The organism is Streptomyces sp. bgisy100, from assembly GCF_057709105.1.
Map to the genome: position 1 here is coordinate 134,557 of NZ_JBYITE010000011.1, position 13,679 is coordinate 148,235.

12 protein-coding genes and 1 pseudogene are annotated in these 13,679 nt (G+C 71.1%); 5 read left to right on the top strand and 8 right to left on the bottom strand.

Annotated elements, in window-relative coordinates:
• Window positions 1-60 precede the first annotated feature (60 nt).
• The 6 genes and pseudogenes from AC3EQ1_RS10640 to AC3EQ1_RS10665 all read right to left on the bottom strand — a co-directional run bounded on the left by AC3EQ1_RS10640 (window position 61) and on the right by AC3EQ1_RS10665 (window position 7,660).
• Window positions 61-1,863 (bottom strand): IucA/IucC family protein, encoded by a 1,803-nt coding sequence (locus tag AC3EQ1_RS10640; protein WP_432094119.1) that lies wholly within the window; start codon window positions 1,861-1,863, stop codon window positions 61-63.
• 114 nt (window positions 1,864-1,977) lie between these two features.
• Window positions 1,978-2,463: pseudogene (locus AC3EQ1_RS10645) on the bottom strand (GNAT family N-acetyltransferase); the annotation flags it as partial.
• Complete coding sequence (locus tag AC3EQ1_RS10650; RefSeq protein WP_432094069.1) at window positions 2,460-3,773, bottom strand: lysine N(6)-hydroxylase/L-ornithine N(5)-oxygenase family protein; 1,314 nt, start codon at window positions 3,771-3,773, stop codon at window positions 2,460-2,462. The gene AC3EQ1_RS10650 and the pseudogene AC3EQ1_RS10645, both read right to left, overlap by 4 nt.
• 41 nt (window positions 3,774-3,814) lie before the next feature.
• Window positions 3,815-5,374 carry a pyridoxal phosphate-dependent decarboxylase family protein gene (locus AC3EQ1_RS10655; protein ID WP_432094070.1) on the bottom strand — a complete coding sequence of 520 codons (1,560 nt, stop codon included), beginning with the start codon at window positions 5,372-5,374 and terminating at the stop codon, window positions 3,815-3,817.
• 369 nt (window positions 5,375-5,743) lie between these two features.
• Complete coding sequence (locus AC3EQ1_RS10660; protein ID WP_432094071.1) at window positions 5,744-6,601, bottom strand: siderophore-interacting protein; 858 nt, start codon at window positions 6,599-6,601, stop codon at window positions 5,744-5,746.
• A gap of 27 nt (window positions 6,602-6,628) precedes the next feature.
• Complete coding sequence (locus AC3EQ1_RS10665) at window positions 6,629-7,660, bottom strand: ABC transporter substrate-binding protein (RefSeq protein ID WP_432094072.1); 1,032 nt, start codon at window positions 7,658-7,660, stop codon at window positions 6,629-6,631.
• Between the two features lie 126 nt (window positions 7,661-7,786).
• Between AC3EQ1_RS10665 and AC3EQ1_RS10670 the strand changes: the two genes are divergently transcribed.
• Genes AC3EQ1_RS10670 through AC3EQ1_RS10680 form a run of 3 tightly spaced genes read left to right on the top strand, consistent with a single transcriptional unit; the run spans window position 7,787 to window position 10,775 of the window.
• Window positions 7,787-8,851: a FecCD family ABC transporter permease gene (locus tag AC3EQ1_RS10670; protein ID WP_432094073.1), complete on the top strand. Its 1,065-nt coding sequence runs from the start codon at window positions 7,787-7,789 to the stop codon at window positions 8,849-8,851.
• Window positions 8,848-9,879: a FecCD family ABC transporter permease gene (locus AC3EQ1_RS10675; RefSeq protein ID WP_432094074.1), complete on the top strand. Its 1,032-nt coding sequence runs from the start codon at window positions 8,848-8,850 to the stop codon at window positions 9,877-9,879. Before AC3EQ1_RS10670 ends, AC3EQ1_RS10675 begins: the two co-directional genes overlap by 4 nt.
• Before the next feature lie 50 nt (window positions 9,880-9,929).
• Complete coding sequence (locus tag AC3EQ1_RS10680; RefSeq protein ID WP_432094075.1) at window positions 9,930-10,775, top strand: ABC transporter ATP-binding protein; 846 nt, start codon at window positions 9,930-9,932, stop codon at window positions 10,773-10,775.
• 242 nt (window positions 10,776-11,017) lie between these two features.
• Here the strand turns inward: AC3EQ1_RS10680 and AC3EQ1_RS10685 are convergent, their stop codons facing one another.
• Complete coding sequence (locus AC3EQ1_RS10685; RefSeq protein ID WP_432094076.1) at window positions 11,018-11,557, bottom strand: GNAT family N-acetyltransferase; 540 nt, start codon at window positions 11,555-11,557, stop codon at window positions 11,018-11,020.
• Window positions 11,554-12,837, bottom strand: a complete 1,284-nt coding sequence (locus tag AC3EQ1_RS10690; RefSeq protein WP_432094077.1) for an NsdA family TPR-like regulatory protein — start codon at window positions 12,835-12,837, stop codon at window positions 11,554-11,556. Before AC3EQ1_RS10690 ends, AC3EQ1_RS10685 begins: the two co-directional genes overlap by 4 nt.
• A gap of 224 nt (window positions 12,838-13,061) precedes the next feature.
• On the opposite strand from AC3EQ1_RS10690, the gene AC3EQ1_RS10695 reads away from it, so the two are divergent.
• Both AC3EQ1_RS10695 and AC3EQ1_RS10700 read left to right on the top strand, forming a co-directional pair.
• On the top strand, window positions 13,062-13,448 hold the full coding sequence (locus AC3EQ1_RS10695; RefSeq protein ID WP_432094078.1) for a DUF6415 family natural product biosynthesis protein: 387 nt from the start codon (window positions 13,062-13,064) through the stop codon (window positions 13,446-13,448).
• A complete protein-coding gene (locus AC3EQ1_RS10700; RefSeq protein WP_432094079.1) occupies window positions 13,445-13,636 on the top strand; it encodes a hypothetical protein in 192 nt (63 codons plus the stop codon). Before AC3EQ1_RS10695 ends, AC3EQ1_RS10700 begins: the two co-directional genes overlap by 4 nt.
• Window positions 13,637-13,679: the final 43 nt, after the last annotated feature.

Here is a 13,679-nt window from a genome sequence, read left to right on the forward strand (position 1 = left end):
TCCGGGCGGGAGAACCCGGGCCGGCCGGTGCCCGCGTGGGACACCGGCCGGCCCTGATGGTCAGGCGCGCGGGGCGAAGCGGGCGATCGGGTTCTCCAGGGTGCCGGCGAGCTGGAGGGCTCCGGCGGGGTCCTGGAGGTCGACCATCTGCTCGTTGTTGCGCAGCTGGAGGCGGTTCAGGCAGGAGAGCGAGAACCGCTCGGCGAACAGGTCGTACTGCTGGAACCGGTCCGCCAGGTGCGGGACCGTCTTCTGGTAGTCGGCGACGCACTCGGCGACGGTCGACCAGAACGCGTCCTCGTCGAGGGTCCCCTCCGAGCTGAGGATGCCGTTGAGGAACCGCAGGAAGCAGTCGAAGACGTCCGTGAAGATGGACAGCAGCTTCAGGTCCTCGGGCACCTCGGCGCGGATGCGCTGGACCGCGGGCGGCAGCGCCGCGTCCGGGTCCATGACCGCGATCTCCTCGGCGATGTCCTTGAAGACGGCGCGCTGCGGGACGCCCTGCTCGTCCAGGACCAGGATGACGTTCTCGCCGTGCGGCATGAACACCAGGTCGTAGGCGTAGAAGCAGTGCAGCACCGGGGTGAGGTACGCATCGAGGTAGCGGCGCAGCCAGTCGCGGGGCTCGAGGCCGGACCGCTCGATGAGGGCGCCGGCGAACGACGCGCCGTCGTAGTCGGTGTGCAGCAGGGAGGCCATGGTGGCCAGCCGGTTGCCCGGCTCCAGCCCGGCCACGGGGCTCTCCCGCCAGAGGGCGGCGAGCATCTTGAGGTACGGGGAGCCCTTGGGGGCGGCGGCCTCGTACTGCTCGTGGTGGTAGCCGATGGCGGCCCGCTCGCGGATGATCGAGAAGCGCACCGAGGTGAGTACCTCGTCCTGGGCGATGAGGTCGGCCAGCCAGTCGTTGATGGCCGGCGTGGCCTCCATGTAGGAGGCGGACAGGCCGCGCATGAAGCCCATGTTGAGGACGGAGAGGGCCGTCTTCACGTAGTGCTTCGTCGGGTCGGTGGTGTTGAAGAAGGTGCGGATCGACTGCTGGGCCAGGTAGGTGTCGTCGCCGTGGCCGAGGCACACCAGGTTGCGGCGGGCGAGTTCGGCGGCGAAGGTCACCGACAGCTTGTTCCACCACTGCCAGGGGTGCACCGGGATGAGGTGGTAGTCGGCGCGGTCGAGCCCGAGGTCGGCGAGGGTGGCGGCGAACCGGCCGAGGGTGGCCTCGCCGAGCTCGTCGCGCAGCAGCCCGTCGTGGTCGAGGTCGGCGGAGGCGGTGAAGGTGGAGCGGTCTCGCCGGGCGGCCAGCCAGATCAGCCGGACAGGGGTGGCGGCCTCGGGGGCGTACGCGCGGTATTCGGCGATGTCGAAGCCGAGACGGCCGTTGTTGGCCACGAAGCACGGGTGGCCCTCGGTCATGCCGGTCTCGATGCTCTGGAAGTCGGCGCGGGCCAGCTCGCCGGCACTGGCCTTGTGGCCGGCCAGTTTGAACGCGGTGCCGGAGAGGGTGGAGCTGATCTCCTCCAGGTAGACGGGGAGGATCCGGTCGCTCAGGCCGAGCGCGCCCCGCAGCTCGATGAAGAACTCCAGGGCGTCGAGCGGGAGTTCGTGGTCGCCGCGGCGCCGGACGATGCTGTCGGCGTCGATCTGCCAGTGGTCGAGGGAGAGCAGCCGGGCCGCGAAGTCGTAGGTGGTGGTGCCGTCGTCGCTGCTGACGGTGTAGCGGCCGTCGGGCCGGCGCTCGGGGGTGAAGAGGCGCTCGTGCGAGAACTCGGCGAGGCCCTTCCGGACGAGGAGCCGGTTGGCCCGGTCCCAGTGCCGCGGGGTGAGGTGGGCGACGGCGTCGCCGGGTTCGGCCGGGGTGGTGGTCATGCTGCTGCTCCTGGACTGCGCGGCGGACGCCGGGGTGCGGGTGGCGGCGAGGTACTGCTCGCGCGTGCATATGCTCAGCAGCGCGTCCTTCTCCGGCTTCGCGACGGTCTCGACCGGTTCGAAGCCGACGACCGCGTTGAGCGCGTGGACCGCGGTGTTGCGCACATCGGGCTCGACCACGACGCGGCGGGTCGCCTGGTCGGCGAACAGCAGCTCCATGACGGTGGTGATGACCGCCCGGGTGAAGCCGTGCACGGGGGTGTCGGTGGGCGCGCACAGGAAGTGCATGCCGACGTCGCCGTCCTGTGCCGGGTAGAGGCCTACCAGCTCGACGTGGGCCGGGTCGTAGCGCTCGACCAGGAACGCCGGGGTGCCGTTGTGCAGCCCGATGAAGGCCTCGTGGTGCGGGTGGGCGTCGATCTCGCGGTACTCGTGCTCGACCTCGGTCTGTCCGAGTTCCTGCATCAGCCAGTACGCGGACTTGGGGTGGGTCACCCAGCGGTGCAGCAGGGCGGCGTCGGCGGCCGGGTCGACCGGGCGCAGCGCGAACTCGCCGAGCCCTGCGTCGGTGCGGGTGAAGACGGTGGCGGTGGTGCTCATACGGTCTCGGCCTCCTTCGCGCCGGCGGGCACGCCGAACTCCTGGAAGGCGATCCGCTTCTCGACCGGGTAGACCTCGCGGCCGAGCATCTCGCGGATGATGGCGGAGTTGCGGTAGGCGCCCATGCCCAGGTCGGGTGCCGTGATGCTGTGCGTGTGGGCGGCGGCGTTCTGCAGGAAGATGCCGTTCCCGCCGTGGTCGATGCTGTGGTTGCGGGCCACGTCGTAGCGGCCCTGGGCGTCCCAGGCGATGCGGTCGGTGACCGGGGCCAGGAACCGAGGCACCTCGTAGCGGTAGCCGGTGGCGAGGACCAGGCCCTGGGTGGTGAGGGCGAAGTCCGTGCCCTGCTCCTCCTGGCGCAGGCCCAGGGTGTAGGCGCCGGCGGCCTCGTCGTACGTGGTGCCGGTCAGGGCGGTGTTGGTGAGCAGCCGGGTGGGGCAGGGGCCGCGGCGGTTCTTGATGTAGAGCAGGTCGAAGATCTCGTCGATCAGCTCGGAGTTGATGCCCTTGTAGAGGTTCTTCTGCGAGGTCACCAGCCGGTCGCGGGTGGTCTCGGGCAGCGCGTGGTAGTAGTCGACGTACTCGGGCGACGTCATCTCCAGCGTGAGCTTGGTGTACTCCAGCGGGAAGAAGCGCGGGGACCGGGTGACCCAGGTCAGCTCGTAGCCGTGGGCGTCGATGTCCTGGAGCAGGTCGTAGTAGATCTCGGCCGCGCTCTGGCCGCTGCCCACGATGGTGATGCTGTCCTTGGACTGCAGGGTGTCCTTGCTGTCCAGGTAGCGGGAGTTGTGGATCAGGTCGCCGCCGAGGCCGCGGCAGGACTCGGGGACGTAGGGCGGGGTCCCGGTGCCCAGCACGAGGCGCTCGGCGCGGAAGGTGCGGCGCTCACCGGCGGCGAGGTCGTCGGCGTGGACGACGTAGACCTCGTCGGCCGCGTCGTACTCGACGCTGGTGACCGTGTGGCTGAACCGGACGCTGCTCAGCCGGGCGGCGGCCCACCGGCAGTAGTCGTTGTACTCGCTCCGCAGGGGATAGAAGTTCTCCCGGATGTAGAACGAGTAGAGGTGGCCGGACTCCTTGAGGTAGTTCAGGAAGGAGTACGGCGAGGTGGGGTCGGCCAGGGTGACCAGGTCGGACATGAACGGGGTCTGGAGGGTACTGGTCTCCAGCAGCATGCCGGAGTGCCAGTCGAAGTCCGGCTTGCTCTCCAGGAACACTCCGTCGAGCTCGTCGATGGGCTCGGTGAGGCAGGCCAGGCCGAGGTTGAAGGGGCCGAGGCCGATGGCGATGAAGTCGTGCGGGGTGGACACAGCGTCTCCCGTGCTGGGGGGATTTCGGTGAGGAAGGGGGTTCAGCCGGCGCGGCGGTGGCTCAGTTCCGGGGTGGCGTGTTCCGCCAGGTACCGGCCGGCGTGCTCGGCGATGAGGTCCAGGACGTGGGCGATGTCGTCGAGCGAGGTCTCCGGGTTGAGCAGGGTGAACTTCAGGTAGTGGCTGCCGTCGACGACCGTTCCGGCGACGATCGCGTCACCGGAGGCGAACAGCGCCTCGCGGGCGTGCAGGTTGACCCGGTCGGTGAGCTCGGGGGTCGCGCCGGACGGCGGCAGGTAGCGGAAGACCAGGGTGCTGAGCTGCGGTTCGGTGACGACCTCGAAGCGGGGGTCGTCGTCGAGCAGCTTCCAGCCGTCGGCGGCCCGGTCCACCACCTCGTCGAAGAGCTCGCCGAGGGCGTCTGCGCCCATGATGCGGAGCGTCATCCAGAGCTTGAGCGCGTCGAAGCGGCGGGTGGTCTGGATCGACTTGTCGACCTGGTTGGGGATGCGCTTCCTGGCCATCCGCTCCGGGTTGAGGTAGTCGGCGTAGTAGGTGACATGGCCCAGCGTCCGCTCGTCGCGCACGAGGACGGCGCTGGAGCTGACCGGCTGGAAGAACGACTTGTGGTAGTCGACGGTCACGGAGTCGGCGCGCTCGATGCCGTCGAGGAGGTGGCGCCGCTTGGAGACCAGCAGCCCGCAGCCGTAGGCCGCGTCGACGTGCATCCAGGTGCCTTCCCGCTCGCACAGGTCGGCGATCTCGGGGAGCGGGTCGATGCTGCCGAAGTCGGTGGTTCCGGCGGTGGCGACGACGGCCATGACCACGAGGTCCTCGCGGCGGCAGCGCTCCAGCTCGCGGGCCAGGGCGACGGCGCTCATCCGCTTGTCCCGGTCGCAGGGCACGGTGACGACCGCGTCCGCGCCGAGGCCGAGGAGGGTCGCGGACTTGGTGATGCTGAAGTGGCTGACCTCGGAGGCCAGGATGCGCAGCTTGGGGAGGATCTCCGGCTTGCGGAGTTCCGTTTCGGAGTTCTTCTGGACGATCCGGCAGGCCTCGTCGCGGGCGAGCAGCATCGCCTGGAGGTTGGACTGGCTGCCGCCGCTGGTGAAGATGCCGTCCGCGGCCCGGCCGAGGCCGATGCGCTCGGCGGTCCAGTCGATCAGACGGCGCTCCATCAGCGTTCCGCCGGCGCTCTGGTCCCAGGTGTCGAGCGAGGAGTTGACGGCCGAGAGGACGGCTTCGCCGACGACGGCCGGGATGACCACCGGGCAGTTGAGGTGAGCCAGGTAGCGGGGGTGGTGGAAGTACACCGCGTCCCGCAGGTAGACGCTCTCCAGCTCGTCGAGGGCGGCGGCCGCGTCGCCCAGGGGCCGGTCGAGGTCGATCGCGTCGACGGTCGGAGCGAGCTGCTCGGGCGAGATCCCCGTGAACGGTCCGCGCACCCCGGTGAGTTTGGCGGCGACGCGGTCGACCCCGTCGGCCACCGCGGTCCGGTACTGCTCCGCGGTGCGGTGGTTCAGCAGGTGGGACCTGCTGTCCGCCGTCCCGGACACGCCTCCCGTCGCGGGTGCGTCGCCGGGGTGCTCGTGGAAACTCACTGTCTGTCCTCCCAGTTGCGGGCGCGGCCGGAAAGATCACCCGACCTGCGATGACTTAGGTTAGCCTAACCTAAATTCAACTTCGAATCGGGGGGCGCCCAAGCCCTGGACGGCGAGGCCGGACGGGCCCGCACGCCGGCCGTCGGGCACAGGGGCCCACCCCCGGAACCGGGTGCTCCGTCCATGGCGCACACCTATGGACCGGACCCTTGCGAGCCCGGTCCCCTTCCTCTCCGGCCCCCTCCGCCCAACTCCCGGAGGAAACCGGCCCGTCCGGTGTCCGCCGCGGCGGACACCGGAGGCCGTGCCGCCCCGGGCCGGCAGGCCCGAGGGTCGTGCACCGGGCCCGGGGCCCGCCCGGGCCCGGTCTCAGCGTTCGGCGGCCGCCCCGGACAGCGCCTCCGCCAGCAGGGCCTCCTCGGAGGTACCCCGACGCCAGTAGCCGCTGAAGGTGACCTGCCGGCGGTCGAAGCCGCGCTCCCCCACGAGGTGGCGGCGGAGCGCCCGGACGGTCCCGGACTCGCCCGCGATCCAGGCGTACGGGACACCGTCGGGCAGCGCCGCCTCCCGCACCGCGTCGAGCAACGGGCGGTCGGAGCCGGACGGGCCGCGGCGGACCAGCCAGGTGATCTCCGTGTCGGCCAGGGTGGACAGCCGCTGGATGTCCTCGGCGTGCGGGACCTCGATCCACACCGCGGCCCGGACGCCCGGGGGCAGCCAGGCCAGGATGCCGGCGACGGCCGGCAGCGCGGTCTCGTCGGCCGCCAGCAGCACCCAGTCGGTCCCGGCGGGCGGCCGGAACCCGACGCTCTTGTTGTCCTCGACGGCCGGACCGAGCAGCACCACCGGGTCACCGGGCCGGGCGCGGCCCGCCCAGCGGGAGGCCGGCCCGAGGTCGCCGTGCAGCGCGAAGTCGACGTCCACCTCGCCGGATTCACGGCGGTGCTCCCGCACGGTGTAGGAGCGCATGACGGCCCGGACCGCGGGGTCCATGGCCCGCCACTCGGCGAACCAGCCGTCGCCCGCCCCGGTGGGGACCACCGGGGCGAGCTGCCCGGGGTGCGGCAGGAAGAGCGAGAAGCTCTGGTCCCGGCCGCCTCCGGCGAAGTCCCGCAACGGTTCACCGCCGAAGGTGACCCGGACCATGGACGGTCCGAGGCGTTCGCTCCGCAGCACATACGCGTCGAAGAAGCGGAACGGGGCGGCGGTGGCGGTGGCAGTGGTCATGCGGGAACTCCTCCCGGGTGGTGGGGGTCAGCGGACCTTCTTGGCGCCCTCGACGGCCTTGGCCAGGTCCTCCAGGAGCGGCGCGGAGCCGGCCCAGGAGAAGCGGGGGACGGCGTTCCAGGAGGCGACCTGGTCCTCCTTCACCGCGGGCAGCTTGGACCAGGAGGGCTTGGACTCCAGGGCCTTGGGCTGCAGCGCGCTGGTGCGGTTGTCGAGCAGGATCAGGTCCGCGTCGTACTTGTCGGCGTTCTCCCAGCTCAGGCTCTCGAAGTAGCCGCCCTTGTCGAGCTTTTCCGGGACGACGAAGTCGATGCCGAGCTCACGGAAGTACATGAGGTCGGTGTTGAGCTTCGGGTTCGAGACGTAGAACAGGTCGGCGCTGCCGGAGGCGGCCATGACCTTGAGGCCGCCGGCCGCCTTGGCCGCCTTGCGCAGCCGCTCGGCCGCCGCCTCGAACCGGGCCTTGGCGTCGGTGACCTTCTTGGCCTTGAGGTCGGCGCCCAGGGACTCGGCGAGCTTCGCGTAGCGGCGGATCGGCTCCGGCAGCGGGACCCGGGCGGTGGTGATGGCGACGCTGGGGGCCAGCTTGAGGATCTTCTTCTGGCTCTCCGCCGGGACGTACCAGAGGGCCCCCGGGTCGTACATGTGCGTGACGAGCAGCTCGGGGCGCAGCGCCGCGTACTTCTCGATGTTGAACTCGCCCCAGACGTTTCCGAGGATCTTCACCTGGTCGACATCGAGGTCGCCCGCCTGCGGGTCGGGCTTGCCGTTCTTCAGCTTGGTCTCGCCGAAGACGCCGACGAGCTCCTCGTCGAGCCCGAAGTCGTGCAGCGCGGCGGCGGTTCCGGTGAAGGCGACGATGCGCTTGGGGGTGCTCTTGGCGGAGACCTTCTTGTTACGGTCGTCGGTGAACGACCAGGCACCGCCCTTGTCTCCGCCCTGGGACGAGGCCGAACCGCCCTCGCCGCAGGCGGCGACCAGCGCGCCGAGCCCGACGGCGCCGCCCGCTGCGAGCAGCCCACGGCGGGACAGAGAGGTGGTTCCACGGGGGTGCGACATGGCAGAGTCTTTCTCTCGTGCGGTAGGGGCCCGGAAGGCCGAACGCCGGTTAGGTTAACCTAGCCTAAGTTCATATCGATAGGCCGACCGGCCCCCAACCGGAACGGCCCGTACCGGAGCCCGTACGTGTCCTTCACCAAGTCACCGCCGGCTGCCGGGGATTCGACGGCCGAGCCGCCGCCGCGCACCCGCCCGCCCGGCGGACGCCGGTCGGTGCGCGCCGCCGGCCTCCTCGGTTCCCTGTTGATCCTGCTCGCCGTCCTGGCCCTGAGCATCGCGATCGGCTCCAAGCCACTGTCGCTCGGAGAGGTCTGGAATGCCCTCTTCGATCCGCACTCTCCCGATTACGCCGTCGTGCACGACATGCGGCTTCCGCGCACCGCGATGGGCCTGCTGGCCGGGGCCGCGCTCGGCCTGGCCGGCGGAGTGATGCAGGCGCTGACCCGCAACCCGCTCGCCGACCCCGGTCTGATGGGCATCAACGCCGGCTCCTCCGCGGCCGTCGCCTCGGCGATCGCCCTGCTGGGCGTGGGCACGTTCGACGGATACATCTGGTTCGCCTTCCTCGGCGCCGCCGCCGTCTCCGTCCTGCTGTACGCGGTCGGCGGGGGCCGGGGGGCGACCCCGGCCCGACTGGCGCTGGCCGGCGCGGCGCTCAACGCCACCCTCTACTCGTATGTGAGCGCGGTGATGCTGCTCGATTCGGCATCCCTGGAGCGCATGCGCTTCTGGACGGTGGGCTCGCTCGCCGACGCCCACGCCGGGACCGTGGTGAAGGTGGCGCCGTTCGTCCTGGCGGGCCTGTTGCTGTCGCTGGCCCTCGCCCGGCCGCTCAACGCCCTGGCGCTGGGCGACGATTCGGCCCGCGCGCTCGGCTCGCGCCCCGCCCGGATCCGGGTGGGCGCCATCGTCGCCGTCACCGTGCTGTGCGGAGCGGCCACCGCGGCCTGCGGGCCGATCGTCTTCGTCGGGCTGATGGTGCCGCACATGGTGCGCGCCCTGACCGGCCCCGACCTGCGCTGGCTGCTCCCCTACTGCGCGGTGCTCGCACCGGTGCTGCTGCTCGGCGCGGACGTGCTGGGGCGGGTCGCCGCGCGGCCCAGCGAGCTCCAGGTGGGCATGGTCACCACGGTGCTGGGCGGCCCGCTCTTCCTCTACTTCGTCCGGCGGCGGAAGGTGGCACGGGCATGAGCGTCCTGCGAATCTCGGACGGCGTCTCGCTGCGCTACCGCCCCCGGGCGCTGCTCATGGGCACGGTGTGCGCCCTGCTGGCCCTGGGCCTCGGCGTCCTGGCGATCGGCAGCGGCGACTACCCGATGGGCCCGGGCCAGGTACTGCAGACCCTGGCCGGGAACGGCGCCCCCGCGGACGACTTCATCGTCAACGAGGTGCGGCTGCCCCGGGTGGTCACCGCCCTCCTGGTGGGCGGCGCGCTGGCGCTGGCGGGAGCGGTCTTCCAGTCCCTGGTCCGCAATCCGCTGGGCAGCCCCGACGTGCTCGGGTTCACCCAGGGCGCGGCCACCGGCGCGCTCGCCGCGGTCGTCCTCTTCGGCGGCGGCAGCCTGGCACTCGCCGGCGGGGCGGTGGCCGGAGGCGTGGTCACCGGCGCCGCCATCTACGCCCTCGCCTGGCAGCGGGGCCTCCACGGATACCGGCTCATCCTGGTCGGGATCGGGGTCGCGTCCATCCTCACCGGCGTCAACGGCTATCTGCTGACCCGGGCCAGGATCGAGGACGCGGCGCGGGCCGTGCTGTGGCTCACCGGGAGCCTCGACGGCCGCGACTGGGACAACGCCGGCCCGCTCCTGGTGACCATGGCGGTTCTGGTGCCGCTGGTCGTCCTCGGCTGCGGACGGGCGCTGCGGATGCTGGAGATGGGCGACGACGCCGCGGCGGCCCTGGGGGTCCCGGTGGAGGCGGTCCGGCTGTCCCTGCTGGGTGCCGCGGTGGTGCTGGCGGCCGTCGCGGCCTCCGCCGCCGGACCGGTCGCCTTCGTCGCCCTCACCGCACCCCAGCTGGCCCGCCGGCTGACCCGGGCCCCGGGCCCGAACCTGGTGCCCTCGCTGTGCATGGGGGCCGCGCTGCTGGTCGGCGCGGACTGGATCGCCCAGCGGATCTTCGCCGGGCACCAGCTGCCGGTGGGTGTGGTGACCGGTGTGCTGGGCGGCGGATACCTGGTGTGGCTGCTCGCCACCGAGCGCAGGGCGGGCCGGATATGAGCGGGCCACGGACGAGCGACACGGGCACGGGCGAGAACGGAGAGCGGACCATGGACGGCGCCGGAACGCGGCTGAGCGGCAGCGGGCTGACCCTCGCCTACGAGCGGCGGACGATCACCCAGGACCTGACGGTCGCGGTACCGGACGACTCCTTCACCGTCGTCGTCGGGCCGAACGCCTGCGGCAAGTCCACCCTGCTGCGGGCCCTGTCGCGGATGCTGAAGCCGGCCTCGGGCACCGTGCTGCTGGACGGGCAGGACATCTCCCGGACCCCGGCGCGCAAGGTGGCGCAGACCCTGGGCCTGCTGCCGCAGTCGTCCATCGCCCCGGACGGGATCACCGTCGCCGACCTGGTGTCCCGGGGGCGCTACCCCCACCAGGGGCTGCTGCGCCAGTGGTCGAAGGAGGACGAGCGGATCGTCACCGAGTCCATGGCGTCGACCGGGGTCGCGGACCTGGCCGACCGGCTGGTCGACGAGCTCTCCGGCGGGCAGCGGCAGCGGGTGTGGATCGCCATGGCGCTCGCCCAGCAGACGCCGCTGCTGCTGCTGGACGAGCCGACGACCTATCTCGACATCGCCCACCAGATCGAGGTGCTCGACCTGTGCGCCCGGCTCCACGAGGAGCAGGGCCGCACCCTGGTGGCCGTGCTGCACGACCTGAACCAGGCGGCCCGGTACGCGACCCATCTGATCGCGATGCGGGACGGCCGGGTGGTCGCGGAGGGCGAGCCGCGGGAGATCGTGACGGCGGAGCTGGTGGAGGAGGTCTTCCGGCTGCCCTGCCAGGTGATCGACGACCCCGAGACCGGGACCCCCCTGGTGGTCCCAGCCGCCCGGCGGGGCACCGGGGCCCGGCCGGCGGACTCGGCCGAACGGGTGACGGCTTCGGGGTGAGCGGGGCCCGGGGAGCGGGACGGGACCCGGTGATCGAGGGTGTTCGTGCGTGCAGGATGGTGCTGTCCTTGCAGGTCAGCACCATCCGGCAGGTCGTTTGCCCCTGCTCGTGACGGCTGGTGCTCTGTCGTCCGCTCACGCATCGCTCACGCAGTTTCGAGCGTCTGACCAGTGCGTTCCTGGGCCTGTGCGGTTGGAGGTGTGGGTGCGTAGTGGTGGAACATGCGCAACTTCCGTGGTGGTCAACGGTTGGCGCGGATCATCACGGTCAGCAGAGGCGAGGCTGGTGATGGCTGGCTGTGCCCGATGTCCTCGTACCCCCAGGACTCGTAGAGCGCGCGGACCTTTCCTTCCCCGGCGGACGGGTTGACCATGAGCGTGACGAACCGCTCTTCGCGTGGGGCGAGGAGGGCGTCGTGGATGCGGCGGGCCGTTCCGGTCTTGCGCCAGGTCGGTCGGACGCCGATCTCCTTAAGAGCCACGGCCGGGTGCTCGGTGTACTTCTCCGCCGGCGTCGGACTGGTGCGCTGCCAGTACCGGTCGCCGTGCTCGATGGTGTTGCCGTACGCGTAGCCGACCGGATGCCCGTCCGCGTACGCGAGGACGGCTGTGAATCCAGCCTCGGTAGCGTGCCGGTCGATGCGCTCGCCGAACGCGGTGACGGCGTAGTTCGGCAGGTGGAGCAGTGGGGCACGCACCTCGGCGTACACGTCGAGCAGGTCGCCGCGGGCGGTGTCCAGGTTGGTGAACGTGCGCAGGTCGGTGGCGGGTGCCATGGTCATGCGGCAGTGCTCCAGGTTGTGGTGTGCTCGGTCCAGGTCTGAACGGCGGTGCTGCGCGGTGCGGTGGCGCGGAGCGCGGCCCCGAACTCCTGGAGCATGCGGGACACCCGGGCATGGCGAGTGGCAGCGTCCGCGGGAACCTTCATCGCGGCGGCCGTAGCAGCGTCGGCGGCGCCCTGCGCGAGCAGGGCGTGAGCGAGACGGGTCGTCGCGATCGCCCGGGACCTGACCATGTGGGGCCGGAGCGAGGACAGGCAGCGGTGAGCGTGATACTCGGCGGTCGGGTAGTCGCCGAGCGCCAAGTATGCGGAGAGAGCCAGGGAGTCCAGTTCGGCCTGGTCGTAGAAAGCAAGCAACCATACTGGCCGGTGGTCGGCAGGATCGGCGCGCAGCATTGCGTCCTGCGCCTGCTCGAACGCACGGTGGGCACCGCTCCGATTCTGCGCCGTGCCGTGGATGGCACCTTGGCGGGCCAGGCCGAGGGATGCGAACAGTGGGTCACGGCGTGTGAGGTGGAGGTTGCGGGCGACGTCGTTGGCGGCGCCCCCATCGGCAGGGCGCCCCATGTGGCGATACATGGTGCCCGCGTGACTCCAGATGCGGAACTTGATCGCCTGGTCCCCTGACATCTCCGCGAGGGCCTGGGCCTCGCGCATGTGCGCCTTCGCGACGTCGTAGCGCCGGCCGTCGATGGCGGCCCACATCGCAGACGAGCGGAATGCCGCCCCGGAGGCGTAGAGACTGCTCCGTACCCGCTGTGTGGCGCTGCCCGCGTTCTGGAGGTTGAGCGCCTCGTCTGCTAGCGCGGCGGCCCGCTGTTCGATGCCGAGTTGCCCACCGTGTCGGTGGTCACTGGCGACGATCTCGGCGAAGCGCTTGTTCAGTCGGTTGACGTCGCTCATGCCGATTCGACGCGGTGACGCGGTTCCTGGTGCGGCTGCTGCGCCGGCCGCCGCTGCGATGCCGCCGACGAGGGTACGGCGCTTCATATCGGGCTCCTCTTGCTGCGGTGACGCTGGGGCGGGTGCAGGTCGGCCCCGTGGCACGAACCCCAAAGCGACGGCGGGTAATCCGGTGACGTCCTCAAGTGCGGTACGTGTTGCCGACTTCGGCCAGGAAACCCGGCCCGCTTTCCAAGCCCGGATCGATGACCCGTCGAGCCCGCCTAGGTGTCCCGTCAGCTCTTCAACAGCCCTGTTCACCGCGTCGGCCAGGCTGTTGGAGCTGTATCCGTGCTCGGTCATCCACGCCTCAAGGACGGTATTGCGGATCGCGTCCATGCGGGCACGGTAGCCCGCGCACTCTCCACCTGCCAGGTAAAGGAACGGCTAAATCGCCCTAGGTCAGGCCGTCAGGTGAGCGGCTCAACGCCCTAACCAGGGTGTCAGGCAAGGGAGTTGTCTGGGTATCGGTCACTCCCCGCGAGCGGCTGTTGACGGCTCGGTTCGCCCCTGAAGAGCACAAGGGGTGGAGCGGGCGCCGAGACGACACGAAGGCGCGCATCGTGAGTACTGCCGCAATGAACGAACCGCCCGAGGGCACGGCCGCGCCAGACGCCCCCGTCCCCATCGACGAAGCCACCATCCAAGCGACCATCGACCGAGCCTTACGAACCGGCACCGGCCGACTCGTCATGGACGAGTTGACCGACCTGGAAGCCCGCCTGCGCGGGCACATCGAGCTGCTGCTCCCCGACGCAGAGGCCGCGGCCGACCGGCTCTGGCGCGGCAGCATCACGTGGTACACCGCCCGCGCCCGACTCGACAACATCCACCACCAGGTGAAGCAGGGACTCGGCAAGGGGCCACTCGCCGCCCACATCCAGGTGGACGCACTCGCCCGCGACTGCCACTGGCTCCTGGTCCACCACCAGCACCGGCAGCAAGCGTGACCGCCGAACGGTGGTGCCACTGGCACCAAGGCCTTACTGACCGGCCCACCCTGATCGCCCTGATCGAGACCGGCTCCGGCCCAGGCGGAATCCTCTACTCCTGCCCGGACTGCATGAGCATCTACCGACTCCGGCCCCTGGACCCGGCCGCGAGCGGCGGCCCCATCTACGAACGGCGCCGCACCTGAGACAGGGCCGCCGGCGGCACTCCCCCTCCGCCGGCGGCCCCCA